The sequence below is a fragment of the Enterobacter hormaechei subsp. xiangfangensis genome, assembly GCF_001729785.1.
Lineage (GTDB): Bacteria > Pseudomonadota > Gammaproteobacteria > Enterobacterales > Enterobacteriaceae > Enterobacter > Enterobacter hormaechei_C.
On sequence record NZ_CP017183.1, the window covers coordinates 1,897,694 to 1,914,585 of the forward strand.

Here is a 16,892-nt window from a genome sequence, read left to right on the forward strand (position 1 = left end):
ATACCTTGCAGGCGATTAACCTGATACGCTAAGGGAGATATTATGCAACAGAAATTAAAAGTCGTAACCATTGGTGGCGGCAGCAGCTATACTCCGGAATTACTTGAAGGTTTCCTGAAACGGTATCATGAATTACCGGTCAGCGAATTATGGCTGGTGGATGTTGAAGAAGGTCAGGAGAAGCTGAATATTATTTTTGAACTGTGCAAACGCATGGTTGAAAAAGCGGGCGTGCCCTTAACCGTGCATAAAACGCTGGATCGTCGCCTGGCACTGAAAGATGCTGACTTCGTGACCACGCAGCTGCGCGTCGGCCAGCTGAAGGCGCGTGAGCTGGACGAGCGCATTCCGCTGAGCCACGGTTATCTGGGCCAGGAAACCAACGGGGCAGGTGGCCTGTTTAAAGGCCTGCGTACTATTCCGGTCATTTTTGACATCATTAAAGACGTGGAGGAGATCTGCCCGAACGCCTGGGTGATCAACTTTACCAACCCGGCCGGGATGGTCACCGAGGCAGTCTATCGCCATACCGGTTTCAAACGCTTTATCGGCGTCTGCAATATTCCGATTGGCATGAAGATGTTCATCCGCGATGTACTGGAACTGACCGAGCACGATGATCTGTCCATTGACCTGTTCGGCCTGAATCACATGGTCTTTATCAAAGATGTGATTGTGAACGGGCAATCGCGCTTTGCGGAACTGCTCGACGGCGTCGCCTCTGGTCGCCTGACTGCGGCCTCGGTGAAAAACATCTTCGATCTGCCGTTCAGCGAAGGGCTGATCCGCTCCCTGAATCTGCTGCCGTGCTCGTATCTGCTTTACTACTTCAAGCAGAAAGAGATGCTGGCCATTGAAATGGGCGAATACTACAAAGGTGGCGCACGCGCTCAGGTTGTGCAGAAAGTAGAGAAGCAGCTGTTTGATTTGTATAAAGATCCGAACCTGAACGTCAAACCGAAAGAGCTGGAGCAGCGCGGCGGGGCATACTATTCGGATGCGGCGTGTGAAGTGATTAACGCCATTTACAATGACAAGCAGGCCGAGCACTATGTGAACGTTCCCCATCACGGGCACATCGACAATATCCCGGCAGACTGGGCCGTTGAGATGACCTGCATCCTTGGACGCGAGGGTGCAAAACCGCATCCCCGCATTACCCACTTCGACGATAAGGTGATGGGGCTGATTCACACCATCAAAGGCTTTGAAGTGGCGGCGAGCAATGCTGCCCTGAGCGGCGAACTGAATGACGTGCTGCTGGCGCTGAATCTCAGCCCGCTGGTGCATTCTGACCGTGACGCTGAAAAACTCGCGAGTGAGATGATCCTGGCGCATGAAAAATGGCTACCAAACTTTGCTGCAACGGTTGAGAAACTGAAACTCACACACCGTTAAGAGGAGGCGCGATGGAAAACCTGCTGATCGTCAATGCCGATGATTTTGGCCTGTCAAAAGGGCAGAACTACGGCATTATTGAAGCCTGTCGCCGGGGCGTCGTGACCTCTACAACAGCGCTCATCAACGGTGAGGCGGTGGAACATGCGGCGCAGTTAAGCCGTGAGCTGCCCGAGCTGGGCGTGGGCATGCACTTTGTGCTGACGCTTGGGTTGCCCCTTTCACCGATGCCGGGTCTGACGCGCGAGGGACAACTGGGGAAATGGATTTGGGAAATGGCGGAGCAGGACGCTCTGCCGCTCGATGAGATTGCCCGCGAGCTGGAGTGCCAGTTTAACCGCTTTGTGGATGTGTTTGGCCGCGAACCTACCCATATTGACAGCCATCATCATGTGCATATGATCCCGGCGATTTTCCCGCTTGTGGCAGAGTTTGCGCAACGTAAAGGCGTGGCGATGCGCGTGGATCGTGAGGTGCGCGGGTTGCCGGACGTCGCGGTGACGTCAACGGAGGGGTTCAGCAGCGCATTTTATGGCGACGAGATCGACGAAGCGCTGTTCCTGAAGGTGCTGGATGACTCCGCCGCAAAAGGGGAGCGCTCGCTTGAGGTAATGGCGCACCCGGCGTTTGTCGATGAGATAGTACGTAAGAGCGCCTACTGCTGGCCGCGTCTGGCAGAACTGGATGTGCTGACATCGGCGTCGTTAAAGTATGCGATTGCCGAGCGTGGGTATCGTCTGGGGACGTTCAGGGATCTTTGAGGCAAAGCCCGGTGGCGAGGTAAAAGCAAAACGGTAACCTTTTGGTTACCGTTTTTATTGTTTTCTCCCTCTCCCAGGGGAGAGGGCCGGGGTGAGGGCTTCAGGTTTTTTACGCCGGTATCTGGTCAATCTTACTGCTGCGCGACCACACGCGGTGCGCGGCGAGCAGGTCAAACAACCGGGTCATAAACGCATCATCGACGTTATCACCTTCGACAATGCCTTCTTCCCCTTGATCCGGTACCTTCAGCAGAGTTTTAAACTTCCGCGCATCGCCTGCCAGAGCGATTGGCTTCAGGTGCTTATAGGCTTCCAGCAGATAATAGGCGGCATCACCGTTACCGAGCAGGCTCTCAACGTCGCCGCACGGCATAATCACCGCATCAACCGTCAGCGACGGTGCTCCGGCGAAGGTCGCGGCAATCGGCAGGACGGAGCTATCATCGGCCGTCACTTCACCCATGCGAGAGTAGAGCAGTTTGGCATGTACGCCCTGGGTTTTGAGCGCCCGCATGATCCCCAGTACGTCGCTGGCGCGCGGTTTATCGTTCAGCAGAATAGCGACTACGCGGCCTTTAATTGACCCGCCAGGTACCGCGTACAGGCTCAGGGACGGATCCTTCTTCAGCCCGTTCACGTCTTTTGGCGGTGCGGCATGGCATTGCTCATCGGTGAGCGTGATGCCGAGATTATTCGCCACGCCCTGAGCAAGCTGGATATCAATATGCGCCAGATGGTCGACCACGCGCTCGCGAATGTAGGTACGCACCACTTTGCTCAGCTCAAAGCTGAAACCGCCGATAATGTGCTGCTGTTCAATCGGGGTCTGGCTGTTCCAGAACAGGCGAGGCTGAGCGTAATATTCGCCGAATGACGGGCTGCGCTCGCGAATTTTTGTTCCGTCCACGCGCTCCTGATACGACTCGAATCCGCCACGTTTTGGCCCCGGCGGGGTTTCACGCGGCCAGTTATCGTTAATGGAGTTTGGCTCGTAGTTCGCCGGGTTGGTATCGATATCCTGGCGATGCATCCCGTCACGCTGGAAATTATGGTACGGGCAGGTCGGACGGTTGATAGGAATTTCGTGGAAGTTCGGTCCGCCGAGACGGCTGATCTGCGTATCGGTATAAGAGAACAGACGGCCCTGGAGCAGCGGATCGTTGGTGAAATCCAGCCCCGGCACAATATGGCCCGGGTGGAACGCAGCCTGCTCATTCTCCGCGAAGAAGTTATCCGGGTTACGATTAAGCACCATTTTGCCCACCAGCTGAACCGGCACCAGCTCTTCGGGAATAAGCTTGGTCGGGTCGAGCAGGTCGAAGTCGAATTTGAACTCGTCCTCTTCCGGGATCAGCTGTAACCCCAGCTCGTATTCCGGGAAATCACCGGCTTCAATGGATTCCCACAGTTCGCGACGGTGGAAGTCCGGATCGCGCCCGGTCAGCTTCTGTGCTTCATCCCACACCAGGGACGCTTTCCCCGCGACCGGTTTCCAGTGGAAACGCACAAACGTCGCTTTACCTTCAGCGTTAATCAGACGGAAGGTATGAATACCAAAGCCTTCCATGGTGCGATAGCTGCGTGGGATCCCCCGGTCAGACATCGCCCACATCACGTTGTGAAGGGTTTCCGGTTGCAGGGAGACGTAGTCCCAGAAGGTGTCATGCGCACTTTGTCCCTGCGGTATGGCCCAGTGTGGCTCTGGTTTTACCGCATGGACAAAGTCAGGGAATTTATGCGCATCCTGAATGAAGAAAACCGGGGTGTTATTCCCGACGAGGTCGAAAATGCCCTCTTCGGTATAGAATTTGGTGGCGAAGCCGCGGATATCACGCACCGTGTCGGCCGAACCCGCGCCGCCCTGTACGGTAGAGAAGCGCACAAATACCGGTGTAATTTTGTTCGGATCGGAAAGGAAATCCGCCTTCGTGATCTCCTTCAGGCTCTTGTACGGCTGGAAATAGCCGTGCGCCGCAGAGCCGCGAGCGTGAACGATACGTTCAGGAATACGCTCATGGTCGAAATGGGTGATTTTTTCCCGCAGGATGAAATCTTCCAGCAGCGTCGGGCCGCGCGTTCCGGCGCGCAAGGAGTTCTGATCATCGGCGATGCGCACGCCCTGATTGGTGGTCAGCGCATAGCCTTCACCCCCTTTGCGGTGCGGGTCGAGAGATTTTAACTTTTCGTTGTCCGCATCGGGTGACTTCATGCTTCCCGGTGCAGTAGGTTGCTCGCCCGGCGCGGAGAGGCCCGGCGACGGTTTATGAGAGCCATCCGCAGGGGCGAGTGAGTCCATTCCCGGTTGAGATTCTTCGGTGCCATGAATAGGGGATTGATGGGGTTTATCATTGTTCGACATTGCACGATTCTCCTTTGTTCGTTCCTGAAAACCCTATTAAGGATAGAACAATGTGATGAATTAGCAGGCGAACTAAGCGTTTTCAGAGGAAGTGATTAGCGAAAGGAGCCATCTGCCACATGTCAGGCGCGACGGGTGGGGGGAGAATCGGCTATGATAGAAATTTCCTGCTTTAAGAATTTGCTTTAGTGAACCCGTCGCTTATGAAACCTCTTCGTCAACAAAACCGCCAGGTTATTAGCTATGTGCCCCGCGTTGAACCCGCGCCGCCTGACCATGCCCTGAAAGTGGATGGTTTTCGCGATGTCTGGATGTTACGGGGTAAATACGTTTCCTTCGTGCTGATTGGCGAGCACTTCCGTCGCTCCCCTGCGTTTACTGTGCCAGAATCGGCGCAGCGATGGGCTATGCAGACCCGCCAGGATGAAGAGGTTGAAGAATAACAGCCATAAAAAAACCGCCCTCAGGCGGTTTTTTTATTTCGGCCGTGATTAACGATGGGCCAGTTCGGCATCATCTTCACTGTCGAGAATTGTTTTGTCGGTCTGCTTCAGCCACTGGCTGGTCAGGGTACCGGCGGTCATTGAGCCACTCACGTTCAGGGCGGTACGACCCATGTCGATCAGCGGTTCAACAGAGATCAGCAGGGCAACCAGCGTCACCGGCAGTCCAAGCGCAGGCAGAACGATCAGCGCAGCGAAGGTCGCGCCGCCGCCCACGCCCGCAACACCGGCGGAGCTAATGGTCACGATACCGACCAGCGTCGCAATCCAGACCGGATCCAGCGGATTAATCCCCACTGTTGGGGCAACCATTACGGCCAGCATCGCCGGGTAGAGACCCGCACAGCCGTTCTGCCCGATGGTGGCGCCAAAGGAGGCCGAGAAGCTGGCGATAGACTCCGGTACGCCCAGACGACGGGTCTGTGCTTCGACGTTCAGCGGGATAGATGCCGCGCTGGAACGGCTGGTAAAAGCGAAGGTCAGCACCGGCCAGACTTTACGGAAGTATTTCAGCGGGCCAACGCCGTTCACCGCCAGCAGAATGCCGTGCACAACAAACATGATGCCCAGACCGAGGTACGAGGCAATCACAAAGCTGCCAAGCTTAATGATGTCTTGCAGGTTAGAACCTGCAACGACTTTGGTCATCAGCGCCAGGACACCGTACGGCGTCAGCTGCATGACCAGACGCACCAGCTTCATCACCCAGCTTTGCAGGGTATCGATGGCTGTCAGAACGCGCTCGCCTTTCGGCGCATCGTCCTTCAGCAGCTTCAGCGCAGCCACGCCCAGGAATGCCGCGAAGATCACCACGCTGATAATGGAGGTTGGGCTTGCGCCGGTCAGGTCAGCAAACGGGTTCTTCGGAATGAAGGAGAGCACCATCTGCGGAACGGTCAGATCGGCCACTTTACCCACGTAGTTGGTCTCAATCGCCGTCAGACGCGCGGTTTCAGCGCTACCCTGCACCAGACCTTCAGCAGTCAGGCCAAACAGATTGGTTACCAGCACACCCACCAGCGCCGCAATCAGCGTGGTGAAGAGCAGGGTACCAATGGTCAGGAAGCTGATTTTACCCAGTTGAGAGGCATTGTGCAGGCGGGCTACGGCGCTCAGAATAGAGGCGAATACCAGCGGCATAACGATCATTTGCAGCAGCTGTACATAGCCGTTACCGACAATGTTGAACCACTGAATGGAGTCTTTCAGTACCGGGCTGTCGGAGCCGTAAATAGCGTGTAAGGCCAGGCCAAACACCACGCCCATGACCAGACCGACCAGTACCTTTTTCGCCAGGCTCCACTGTTTGTGGCGAGCCTGGGCGAGAAGCAATAGCAATACGACGAACACAACAATGTTCGCGATGAGTGGAAAATTCATCCCCGTTCTCCTGATTTATTATACGGTCGGTTTTTACCGAACCTGTTGGCGCAAGGTTATCAGAAGTGTGATGTCACGCTTATATCCATATGGAATGGTTTATGACAAAAGTGATTATATTGTCGGTTTAATGTTCAATCTGGTGATTAATAAAACGATTGAACTGAAATTGCAGCGAGTTGATCATCTGCGATGACCAGCGCACTGCACCATTTTCGGGCAATGTCTGCGGCATCCAGACGGCATACGCAAACAGCGCCATGCACAGAACGCGCTCCAGCTGGTTGCCTTTTTGCGGCACGAGGATTGGCAGGCGGAAACGCCAGCGGCAGGGCCAGAGCAGCGGTACGCCCGCTGGCGTCAGCATATCGGCGAGGATATGGCTTAAGTAGCCAAGCACCATGCCCTGAATGGCATCCGCCGGGACGATCCAGCTCTCCGGAACCTTTAAATAGAAGAGTGTAAGCAGGCCAAATACGGCCAGCAGGCTGTGGGTAAACCCGCGATGACCAAAGGCTCTGGCGATGGGCTTTGAAATCCACTTTAGCCGCTGGCCAAGGAATGACTTTGGATGATCTATGTCCGGCAGCAGGCAGGTAAGTACGGCGGAAGGGACAATATGCCACCAGTCCCCCTGTGCCAGCACAGGGGTCAGTTCAGCGTTTTTGGCAAACACTGCACAGGCAAGTGAAAAAAGCAGGTGGCCTTCCGCCGTCATGATAAAACCCGGTAAACTGTCGATTCATACAGTATAGGGTTTTTATACAGTGTGTGAAAGAGGTGACGGTGTAACTCTTTGTCACAAACGCGCGGTTAGCGCGCCAGCCAGCCACCGTCTACGGCGAGAGTATGACCGTTAACGTAATCAGATGCTCTTGAAGCCAGAAACACCACCGGACCCTGTAAATCCTCCGGGAGACCCCAGCGGCCCGCCGGAATCCGGTCGAGGATCGCCTGGCTGCGCTGCTCATCATCGCGAAGCTGCCGGGTGTTATTGGTCGCCATATAACCTGGCGCGATAGCGTTCACGTTAATACCTAGCGGCGCCCATTCGTTCGCCAGCAGGCGGGTGAGGCCCAGCACGCCGCTTTTGGACGCCGTATAGGAGGGCACCCGGATGCCGCCCTGGAAGGAGAGCATGGAAGCAATGTTAATGATCTTGCCGCCCTGACCCTGCGCGATAAACTGTTTCGCCACTGCCTGAGAGAGGAAAAAGACTGATTTCAGATTGAGATCGATGACCTCGTCCCAGTCCTTCTCACTAAATTCCAGCGCATCGGCACGGCGGATGGTGCCGGCATTGTTAACCAGAATATCGATGCGGCCCATCTCAGCGACTGCGGTATCCACCACGCTCTGAATACTCTCCTGCTTGCCAAGATCGGCGCGAATCGCGATAAAGCGTCGTCCCAGCGCCGTAACGCGCGCTGCCGTTTCGTCAGGAACCTTGCGGTTAACCCCCACGATATCGCATCCTGCTTCGGCGAGGGCAATGGCCATGCCTTGCCCCAGACCGGTATCGCACCCGGTCACCATCGCCACTTTTCCTGCCAGAGTAAAAGCATCCAGTATCATACGCGCCTCAGAAGTCAGGTTATTGTCATTCTGCACGTAAGAATAGGAGTCTGGAGTGAGAAAAGCAAATAAAGTAAAACGTTGTTTTGATTTTGCGGGGCAGGCAGCCGAAGCTGCCTGAAAGAGCGTTACTCCCCACGCAGATGGCGGGCAGTCAATTCTTCAAGAGACGTCAGCCTGACATCCGCCAGGGCAAAACGGGGATCGTGTCGGCCTTCTTCAGCCGGCACAACGATGGAGCGCATACGTGCGGCTTTGGACGCCACCATGCCGTTAACCGAATCTTCCAGCGCCACACAGGTAAGCGGATCCAGCCCCAGTTTCGCGGCGCAGTCCATATACACCTGCGGATGTGGCTTGCTGTACGGAAGCTTTTCGGCCGAGGCCAGCGCGTCGAAGCTGTCGCGCAGCCCGAACATCGTCAGCACTTTTTCCAGGATATGCAGCGGTGAGGCGGAGGCCAGCCCCACTTTCAGCCCTTGCGCCTTGCACAGGGCGATAGCGTCGCGTACGCCCGGTAACAGAGGCTTATACTCTTCTACGAGGGAGATGGCGCGGTTGATAATGCGCGCCGTAACTTCGTCGCGATCCGGGCCAACCCATGGCTGGTGGGCATACCAAAGGTCAACCACCATATCGATGCGCAGCCCCAGGGTATCGGGAAGCTCGTTACGACGACTGATATCGACGCCGAGGCTGGCCATCACGTCCAGTTCAGCCCGATCCCACAGGGGTTCGGAATCAATCATCAATCCATCCATGTCAAAAATAGCGGCAAGTATCTTGCGCGGTGTCGACATTACAACATCTCCTTATCTTGGGGTAAGACGAACGGTGCTAAGCACAAGCAATTTAGCATATTGCATGCAAAGAGCGGGCGAAATTGACCGACAGCAGGTAGACTTAGGCACAAATAACGCGTCTTTATGAAGAGGAACTAATGACGTATCAACAAGCTGGACGCATCGCGGTCTTAAAACGTGTTGCTGGTTGGGTTATTTTTATTCCCGCCCTGATTTCAACGCTGATCTCCGTACTCAAATTTATGTACGATCACAGCGAAAAACAGCCGGGCATCAATGCCGTTATGCTTGATTTTGCCCACGTCATGATTGAGATGATGCGGTTTAACACCCCGTTCCTGAACGTCTTCTGGTTCAACTCGCCCACGCCGGATTTTCACCACCAGCTGAATGTCGGTTTCTGGATAATCTATGCGTTGATATTTATCGCGATGGCGTTGCAGGCCTCCGGCGCGCGCATGAGTCGCCAGACCCGCTTTTTACGCGAAGGGGTGGAAGATCAGCTGATACTTGAGAAGGCGAAAGGCCCTGACGGGATGAGCCGCGAGCAGATCGAATCGCGCATTGTCGTTCCGCGTCATACCATTTTTGTGCAGTTTTTCCCGCTCTACATCCTGCCGGTCATCATCATTGTGGCCGGGTATTTCTTCTTTACGCTGCTTGGCTTCCTGTAAATCCTAAGGGAAGGGGCGTGATGCTGCCCCTTCCGGCTATGCCGCCAGAATACGGTCCAGCGCCCGCTGGGCATTTACCAGATGACTCCCGCCAAACAAAATAGCCCGGTTTAGCAAGGTGTACAGCTGATAAACCGGCTGACGATCAAGGAAACCCGCAGGTAACGGCGAGACAGACTGATAGCCATCATAAATTTGCGGCGGCTGTTCAGGGTGCAACGGCAGCATCGCGAGGTCACACTCTCTGTCGCCCCAGTAGCAGGCCGGGTCATATATATAGGGACCATCAGGCCCAAGCGCGCAGTTGTTTGACCATAAATCACCGTGCAGAAGGGAAGCCTGAGGCTGATGCGAAGCCAGACGCTGCTGAATATGTTCAACAATCGCGTCGATGTTGCCGAACGCTAATCCCTTTTCAGCGGCCAGCTCCAGCTGCCAGCCGATGCGCTGTTCGGCGAAAAAAGTCGACCAGCGGCGCTGCCATGCGTTTGGCTGTGGGGTGGTGGAGAGGTCGTTATCGAAATCGAGCCCAAACTGAGGTTGATCGCTCCACTGGTGCAAACGGGCGATCTGTTGCCCGAGAATAAAGGCGTTGTGCGCATCCAGAGGACGCGCGGGAAGATAGTTCATCACCAGAAAGCTATAGTCACGATCGCTGCCGACGGCTAAAACCTGCGGAACGGTGACTGTTTTACTGCGCGATAACAGCTCAAGCTGATCGGCTTCGGCAGTAAAAATGGGTAGCAATTCGCGCTCATCACATTTAACGAAAAGATCGCGCCCGGCGTAACGTAAATGCCATGCGGCATGGATCTCTCCGCCTGGCAGTTCGTTACGCAGTTCAATTTCACCTTCACCCAGCTGCTCACTTAAAAGATGACTGATAGCCTGCCACATGATGTCTCTCCCATGTTGTCTGCCAGATCATAAAGTTAGCGCAAAACGGCTATAAAAAAACAGGAACTAACGCACAACTGAGCGGTTTAATTTTATACAGGGCACTTATTGTTCTTTTTTATGCCAGTTTTCCCAGCTATCCACATCAATTTCCGTGGCTTTGTCAGTCACGCTTTCCACCAGGCTACTGGCCAGCGCCTTCACCTCTTCCTGACTCAGCGGGCTTATCAGGCCAAATGCCAGTGAGCCGAGATCGTGAATATTGCCCTCATCGTCCGTCAGCGTAAGCAGAAAATTGGCGCGCGTGAACGCGTTGTTGAGTTCATTCAGTTCGGTCAGCGACGCCTCATGAATATTCACGGTTACGACGTAGCGGGTGATATCACCACTGCTCATAATTCACCTCGTTGTTATCCTGAAAGTTTTCTTAGCATAGTCGATATGCCCTGTTTAGCGACTTCCCCCTCCATGGGAAGGGGAAGCAGGTTCAGCTTCTCTCGAGGTAATCGACAATTTTCTGGGTATCCGCAAGCGAACACAGACGCGTTCCCTGGTTTATGGTGGCTGCACTCCCTGCCGCGACGCCATAGCGTGCCATCTCCAGAAGCGAAGCGCCCTGCGCCAGCTTCAGCACCATCGCGCCAACCATACTGTCACCGGCACCCACGGTGCTCTGGCTTTTCATCGGCGGTGGCACAACCTGCACAAAGCCCGTCTTATCGACGGCCAGCGCACCCTGAGGACCGAGAGAAACAACAACGCGATGTGCTTTGCCCGTACGTACCAGCTCTTCTGCGGCAGTACGAACGTCATCAGGCTGGCTGAGTTCTCGATTAACCAGGGCACTGAGCTCTTTCTGGTTAGGTTTAACGAGTTCAAGTTGTCCGGGTTCTAACGCCGCCTTCAGGGCTTCGCCCGAGCTATCGACAATGCAGCGGATGCCGCGCTGGAGCGCCGCCTGAACCAGCGCCGTCAGTTTCTCTGTTTTGACGCCCGGCGGCAGGCTACCGCTGATCACCAGTAATGAGCCGCTTTCAATGGTCAGCACTTTCTCTTCCAGTTGACGAAACTCATCATCGGTCAATTTCGCCCCCGGCATCACAAAGCGATATTGCTCGCCGCTGGATTCAACATGGACATGCAGGTTCTGCCGGGTCCAGTCTTTAGCGTCGACGGTGTCTACGGCCACCTGTTCATCTGCCAGCAACGCCACCAGATGTTCTCCCGTGGCGCCGCCAGCGGGGAAGATGGCGGTGGCTTTTCCGCCGAGATGGGTAATAGCGCGCGCCACGTTGATGCCGCCGCCGCCCGGCTCAAACACCGGCGCGCTACAGCGCAGCTTACCTTCCGGGTAGATTTGCGGCGTCATTGTCGCGGAGTCGAGGGAAGGGGAGAGTGTCAGCGTATAAATCGAAGCCATCATGACCTCCTTTTATCATGGGTTCTTTTAAGCCTGGCACCGTTTGGCAGGAAGGCAACGTAAATAACAGTATGATTTTAAATATGAATGCTGACAAATAAGCTGCGCCGGGCATATAAAATAAAACGCGTTTTGGGATCGTTCTTATTCAAAAAATGAAAGAAGAAAATATTGCTATGTTATTTGCGGCTTTTTATAATTTGTTACCTTTCTATGGTCGCCTTGTCATTGATCCGCAAGAAAGTTTCCGAGACCGTGACGGTCTCTTTTTATGTTGTACGGACTCCTTAAATAAAATGAAGCTTTTGAAGACAGTACCCGCAGCACTGATGCTGGCGGGTGGCGTATTTGCGTCACTGAATGCAACCGCCGATGATACCGTTTTTACTGTCATGGACGATCCCTCCACTGCCAAAAAACCCTTTGAAGGTAACGTGAATGCCGGGTATCTGGCGCAATCCGGTAACACGAAAAGTTCCTCCCTGACCGCAGACAGCACCCTGACCTGGTACGGCAACACCACGGCCTGGTCGCTGTGGGGAAATGCCAGCAACACCTCTGCTAACGATCAACGCTCATCGGAGAAATACGCGGTAGGCGGACGTAGCCGATACAACATGACCGATTATGACTACCTGTTCGGGCAGGCGAGTTGGCTGACTGACCGCTACAACGGCTATCGCCAGCGTGATGTCGTAACTGCGGGTTATGGTCGTCAGTTCCTCAATGGGCCGGTGCACAGCCTGCGTTTTGAATTCGGTCCGGGTGTCCGTTACGACGAGTACACCAACGGCGAAGATGAAACCCAGCCGCTGGGTTATGCATCGGGCACCTATGCATGGCAGATGACCGACAACGCAAAATTCACCCAGGGTGTGTCGGTGTTTGGTGCTGAAGATACAACGCTGAACTCAGAAAGTGCGTTGAACGTGGCGATCAATGAACACTTTGGACTCAAGGTGGCGTACAACGTAACCTGGAACTCATCCCCACCTGATTCTGCACCGGAACATACCGATCGCCGAACCACGATTTCATTAGGTTATAAAATGTAATATCGTCGGGCCGAGAATAATCCCGGCCCGTTTTTTATTTTCTGAAACTGTGCTTATTTATATTAAACGGCGTTTTAAAATAATGTGTCTGGTTTCATCTTCATAATTTCTCCATAATTAGCTGGCCAGGGCTTATTCAGTTTATTTGACACGAATTGATAAATAATTTGACTAGGCAAGAATGTGATCCAGATCTACACTTACGGCACAGGCGAAAAACTTGCCTCAGGCATATCGCATTAAATAAGTATGAGAATAAAATTATGAAAAAATCAAAACCGCTACAGCAGCGATGGTGCTTTCCGCACTTTCATTTGGCGTATTTGCTGCTGATAATACGCAACCTGCCAATGACGTTAACAGCCCAATCGGGATCGCTAAAGCCTCTGATGTAGAAGCAGGCTCCAACATTGCCCCTGGCTCTCAGTCTACCGGCCAGTCAATGAATGATGCATTTGATGTACATAAGCTGGTGGCGGGTGAGTGGTCCTGATATTTCAACTGCCACGTGTGACGGAATATATACGCTGCCACAGCCTGTCGAAAACCGGCTTATGACGTACCGGTTTTGGACCATAAATTATCGTAAAGATAGTTAAGATTTATTCAGTAAATTCACGGCAGGTTTTCGCTGACAAAATATCAGCCCCAGATCATAGCGGCCCAGCGCAGCAGCAACATCGCGCCGCAAATAGCAATTAACACCACGACCATTTTCCAGTGCTTCACGGCAAATCTTTTTGTTGGCATAACCTAATCCTTGTCAGTTGATACCCTTAGTCTACCAAAGTCTGCGCCAGAAAGCGCTCAACAAGGGAGAACAGGTTATGCCGGAACACCGGTTCGGCTTAAAACCAATGGAATCTGTCAGCCAGAATCAATACCAGGCCAGCAGCGGAAAGTAGATTTAATATCACAACGGTTCTACTCGATACGTTCATGTGATACCCCTTCGATGTTTAAGGACCAGATCAAGAATAGCTCAGCACTTTCGGATTGCGAGCACCCGTCAACAAAAGTTCATTAATGCAGACAACAGTATGTGCGGTTCAAAACGGTCGCTGGAAGGTGCATTCGCCCTGTCAATAGTGTTACCATTACGTCGCCTGTCGTAAACCCGCATTATTCTGAAATCGGCCGGTGAATGATGACGAACCAATTTGACGATTGTTGGTCAGATGGTTTCGTAATCTACTGTTTAATCACGATTATTTTCTTTGTATATGCTCTTATGTGTGGGGCATCACTGCAAATAAGGATATAAAATGCCTGTAATTACTCTTCCTGATGGCAGCCAACGCCATTTCGACCACGCTGTTAGCCCAATGGATGTTGCCCTGGATATCGGTCCTGGACTTGCAAAAGCAACCATTGCAGGCCGCGTAAACGGCGAGCTGGTAGACGCGTCCGATCTGATTGAAAGCGATGCAACGCTTGCGATCATCACCGCGAAAGACGAAGAAGGTCTGGAGATCATTCGTCACTCCTGCGCGCACCTGTTAGGCCATGCTATCAAGCAGCTGTGGCCAAACACCAAAATGGCGATCGGCCCGGTTATCGACAACGGTTTCTACTACGACGTTGACCTTGACCACACCCTGACCCAGGAAGATATCGACGCGCTCGAAAAACGTATGCACGAGCTCGCCGAAACCAACTATGACGTCATTAAGAAGAAAGTCAGCTGGCACGAAGCGCGTGAAACCTTCGTGAAGCGCGGCGAGAGCTACAAAGTCTCGATTCTTGATGAAAACATCGCTCATGATGACAAGCCAGGCTTGTACCATCACCAGGAATACGTCGACATGTGCCGTGGTCCGCACGTGCCGAATATGCGCTTCTGTCATCACTTCAAACTGATGAAAATCGCAGGCGCCTACTGGCGTGGCGATAGCAACAACAAGATGTTGCAGCGTATCTATGGTACCGCGTGGGCCGATAAGAAAGCCCTGAACGCATACCTGCAACGCCTGGAAGAGGCGGCTAAGCGTGACCACCGTAAAATCGGTAAGCAGCTTGACCTGTATCATATGCAGGAAGAAGCGCCGGGGATGGTGTTCTGGCATAACGACGGCTGGACTATCTTCCGTGAACTGGAAACGTTCGTGCGCTCCAAGCTGAAAGAGTACCAGTATCAGGAAGTGAAGGGCCCGTTCATGATGGACCGTGTGCTGTGGGAAAAAACCGGCCACTGGGACAACTACAAAGATGCGATGTTCACCACTTCGTCTGAGAACCGTGAATACTGCATCAAGCCAATGAACTGCCCGGGCCACGTTCAGATCTTCAACCAGGGTCTGAAATCCTACCGCGATCTGCCGCTGCGTATGGCGGAGTTCGGTAGCTGCCACCGTAACGAGCCATCAGGTGCGCTGCACGGTCTGATGCGTGTTCGTGGCTTTACTCAGGATGATGCGCATATCTTCTGTACTGAAGATCAGGTCCGTGAAGAAGTTAACGCCTGTATTCGTATGGTCTACGATATGTACAGCACCTTTGGCTTCGAGAAGATCGTGGTCAAACTCTCAACGCGTCCGGAAAAACGTATCGGCAGCGATGAGACATGGGATCGCGCAGAGGCGGATCTCGCCGTAGCGCTGGAAGAGAACGGTATTCCGTTCGAATACCAGCTGGGCGAGGGCGCATTCTACGGTCCGAAAATTGAATTTACCCTGTATGACTGCCTCGATCGCGCATGGCAGTGCGGAACGGTACAGCTGGACTTCTCCCTGCCGCAGCGTTTAAGCGCCTCTTATGTTGGCGAAGACAACGAGCGTCAGGTGCCGGTTATGATTCACCGTGCGATTCTCGGTTCACTGGAGCGCTTCATCGGCATCCTGACCGAAGAGTTCGCAGGCTTCTTCCCAGCCTGGCTTGCGCCAGTGCAGGTCGTGGTGATGAACATTACCGATTCTCAGGCGGATTACGTTAAAGAATTGACGCAGAAACTACAAAATGCGGGCATTCGCGTAAAAGCAGACTTGAGAAATGAGAAGATTGGCTTTAAAATCCGCGAGCACACTTTACGTCGTGTCCCGTATATGTTGGTCTGTGGTGATAAAGAGGTGGAAGCAGGCAAAGTTGCCGTTCGCACCCGCCGTGGTAAAGACCTGGGGAGCCTGGACGTAAGTGAAGTGATTGAGAAGCTGCAACAAGAGATTCGCAGCCGCAGTCTTCAACAACTGGAGGAATAAGGTATTAAAGGCGGAAAACGAGTTCAAACGGCACGTCCGAATCGTATCAATGGCGAGATTCGCGCCCAGGAAGTTCGCTTAACAGGTCTGGAAGGCGAGCAGCTGGGGATTGTGAGTCTGAGAGAAGCGATCGAAAAGGCTGAAGAAGCTGGAGTAGATTTAGTTGAAATCAGCCCTAACGCCGAACCGCCAGTTTGTCGTATCATGGACTACGGCAAGTTCCTTTATGAAAAGAGTAAGTCTTCTAAGGAACAGAAGAAGAAGCAAAAAGTTATCCAGGTTAAGGAAATCAAATTCCGTCCTGGTACCGACGATGGCGATTATCAGGTAAAACTCCGCAGCCTGATTCGCTTTCTGGAAGATGGCGATAAGGCCAAGATCACGCTGCGTTTCCGCGGTCGTGAGATGGCCCACCAACAGATTGGTATGGAAGTGCTTAACCGCGTCCGTGACGATCTGAGTGAACTGGCAGTAGTCGAATCCTTCCCTACGAAGATCGAAGGCCGCCAGATGATCATGGTGCTCGCTCCTAAGAAGAAACAGTAAGGCCTTCAAGCAGCAAAATCTGTGGAGCCTTCGGGTTTCATAGGTTTTGTTCGCCTATGTTTCGTTTATTTAACAATGCGAAGTGGAAGTTATTAAAATGCCAAAAATTAAGACCGTACGCGGTGCTGCTAAGCGCTTCAAAAAAACCGGTAAAGGTGGTTTTAAGCACAAGCACGCTAACCTGCGTCACATTCTGACTAAGAAAGCTACCAAGCGTAAACGTCACCTGCGTCCAAAAGCCATGGTTTCTAAAGGCGATCTGGGCCTGGTCATCGCGTGCCTGCCGTACGCATAAGTCGTTAACGTTTAACTTTTTTAACTTAGAAT

Annotated in this window: 19 protein-coding genes; 9 read left to right on the plus strand and 10 right to left on the minus strand. The window is 53.3% G+C overall.

The window, feature by feature from the left end:
• Positions 1-42 precede the first annotated feature (42 nt).
• On the plus strand, positions 43-1,398 hold the full coding sequence (locus tag BFV63_RS09105) for a 6-phospho-beta-glucosidase (RefSeq protein WP_022650894.1): 1,356 nt from the start codon (positions 43-45) through the stop codon (positions 1,396-1,398).
• Positions 1,399-1,409: 11 nt separating this feature from the next.
• Complete coding sequence (gene chbG, locus BFV63_RS09110; RefSeq protein WP_032609029.1) at positions 1,410-2,159, plus strand: chitin disaccharide deacetylase; 750 nt, start codon at positions 1,410-1,412, stop codon at positions 2,157-2,159.
• 109 nt (positions 2,160-2,268) lie between these two features.
• Here chbG and katE read toward each other — a convergent pair whose 3' ends face one another.
• Positions 2,269-4,518, minus strand: a complete 2,250-nt coding sequence (gene katE, locus BFV63_RS09115; protein ID WP_023315925.1) for a catalase HPII — start codon at positions 4,516-4,518, stop codon at positions 2,269-2,271.
• A gap of 188 nt (positions 4,519-4,706) precedes the next feature.
• Here katE and cedA point away from each other — a divergent pair, with 188 nt between their 5' ends.
• Positions 4,707-4,961, plus strand: a complete 255-nt coding sequence (gene cedA, locus BFV63_RS09120; protein ID WP_071957464.1) for a cell division activator CedA — start codon at positions 4,707-4,709, stop codon at positions 4,959-4,961.
• Between the two features lie 48 nt (positions 4,962-5,009).
• Here cedA and tcyP read toward each other — a convergent pair whose 3' ends face one another.
• From tcyP to hxpB, 4 genes are all read right to left on the minus strand, one after another.
• Positions 5,010-6,401 (minus strand): cystine/sulfocysteine:cation symporter, encoded by a 1,392-nt coding sequence (gene tcyP, locus BFV63_RS09125; protein WP_022647826.1) that lies wholly within the window; start codon positions 6,399-6,401, stop codon positions 5,010-5,012.
• Positions 6,402-6,528: 127 nt separating this feature from the next.
• Positions 6,529-7,119, minus strand: a complete 591-nt coding sequence (locus BFV63_RS09130) for a metal-dependent hydrolase (protein ID WP_015570742.1) — start codon at positions 7,117-7,119, stop codon at positions 6,529-6,531.
• Positions 7,120-7,214: 95 nt separating this feature from the next.
• Entirely contained in the window at positions 7,215-7,976 is a 762-nt protein-coding gene (gene kduD, locus BFV63_RS09135; RefSeq protein WP_003857827.1) for a 2-dehydro-3-deoxy-D-gluconate 5-dehydrogenase KduD, read from the minus strand.
• 128 nt (positions 7,977-8,104) lie between these two features.
• Positions 8,105-8,776, minus strand: a complete 672-nt coding sequence (gene hxpB, locus BFV63_RS09140) for a hexitol phosphatase HxpB (protein WP_048240947.1) — start codon at positions 8,774-8,776, stop codon at positions 8,105-8,107.
• Between the two features lie 140 nt (positions 8,777-8,916).
• Here hxpB and BFV63_RS09145 point away from each other — a divergent pair, with 140 nt between their 5' ends.
• Positions 8,917-9,453: a YniB family protein gene (locus BFV63_RS09145; RefSeq protein WP_003857823.1), complete on the plus strand. Its 537-nt coding sequence runs from the start codon at positions 8,917-8,919 to the stop codon at positions 9,451-9,453.
• A 36-nt stretch (positions 9,454-9,489) separates the two neighbouring features.
• Here BFV63_RS09145 and BFV63_RS09150 read toward each other — a convergent pair whose 3' ends face one another.
• The 3 genes from BFV63_RS09150 to pfkB all read right to left on the minus strand — a co-directional run bounded on the left by BFV63_RS09150 (position 9,490) and on the right by pfkB (position 11,770).
• A complete protein-coding gene (locus BFV63_RS09150) occupies positions 9,490-10,350 on the minus strand; it encodes a fructosamine kinase family protein (RefSeq protein WP_022650899.1) in 861 nt (286 codons plus the stop codon).
• Positions 10,351-10,455: 105 nt separating this feature from the next.
• Positions 10,456-10,746, minus strand: a complete 291-nt coding sequence (ghoS, locus tag BFV63_RS09155) for a type V toxin-antitoxin system endoribonuclease antitoxin GhoS (protein ID WP_003857822.1) — start codon at positions 10,744-10,746, stop codon at positions 10,456-10,458.
• Positions 10,747-10,837: 91 nt separating this feature from the next.
• Positions 10,838-11,770 carry a 6-phosphofructokinase II gene (gene pfkB, locus BFV63_RS09160; protein ID WP_023324496.1) on the minus strand — a complete coding sequence of 311 codons (933 nt, stop codon included), beginning with the start codon at positions 11,768-11,770 and terminating at the stop codon, positions 10,838-10,840.
• 296 nt (positions 11,771-12,066) lie between these two features.
• On the opposite strand from pfkB, the gene BFV63_RS09165 reads away from it, so the two are divergent.
• Complete coding sequence (locus tag BFV63_RS09165) at positions 12,067-12,825, plus strand: DUF481 domain-containing protein (protein WP_026080717.1); 759 nt, start codon at positions 12,067-12,069, stop codon at positions 12,823-12,825.
• Positions 12,826-13,117: 292 nt separating this feature from the next.
• Positions 13,118-13,318: a hypothetical protein gene (locus BFV63_RS09170; RefSeq protein WP_069597510.1), complete on the plus strand. Its 201-nt coding sequence runs from the start codon at positions 13,118-13,120 to the stop codon at positions 13,316-13,318.
• 149 nt (positions 13,319-13,467) lie between these two features.
• On the opposite strand, the gene yniD is transcribed toward BFV63_RS09170, so the two are convergent.
• Positions 13,468-13,575 (minus strand): small membrane protein YniD, encoded by a 108-nt coding sequence (gene yniD, locus BFV63_RS23010; protein ID WP_003857815.1) that lies wholly within the window; start codon positions 13,573-13,575, stop codon positions 13,468-13,470.
• A 98-nt stretch (positions 13,576-13,673) separates the two neighbouring features.
• Positions 13,674-13,766: a stress response membrane protein YncL gene (gene yncL, locus BFV63_RS22530; protein WP_071785204.1), complete on the minus strand. Its 93-nt coding sequence runs from the start codon at positions 13,764-13,766 to the stop codon at positions 13,674-13,676.
• A 324-nt stretch (positions 13,767-14,090) separates the two neighbouring features.
• Between yncL and thrS the strand changes: the two genes are divergently transcribed.
• The 3 genes from thrS to rpmI all read left to right on the plus strand — a co-directional run bounded on the left by thrS (position 14,091) and on the right by rpmI (position 16,860).
• Positions 14,091-16,019: a threonine--tRNA ligase gene (gene thrS, locus BFV63_RS09175; protein ID WP_069597511.1), complete on the plus strand. Its 1,929-nt coding sequence runs from the start codon at positions 14,091-14,093 to the stop codon at positions 16,017-16,019.
• Positions 16,020-16,022: 3 nt separating this feature from the next.
• Positions 16,023-16,565, plus strand: a complete 543-nt coding sequence (gene infC / locus BFV63_RS09180; protein WP_023616141.1) for a translation initiation factor IF-3 — start codon at positions 16,023-16,025, stop codon at positions 16,563-16,565.
• A 97-nt stretch (positions 16,566-16,662) separates the two neighbouring features.
• On the plus strand, positions 16,663-16,860 hold the full coding sequence (gene rpmI, locus BFV63_RS09185) for a 50S ribosomal protein L35 (RefSeq protein ID WP_001124225.1): 198 nt from the start codon (positions 16,663-16,665) through the stop codon (positions 16,858-16,860).
• Positions 16,861-16,892: the final 32 nt, after the last annotated feature.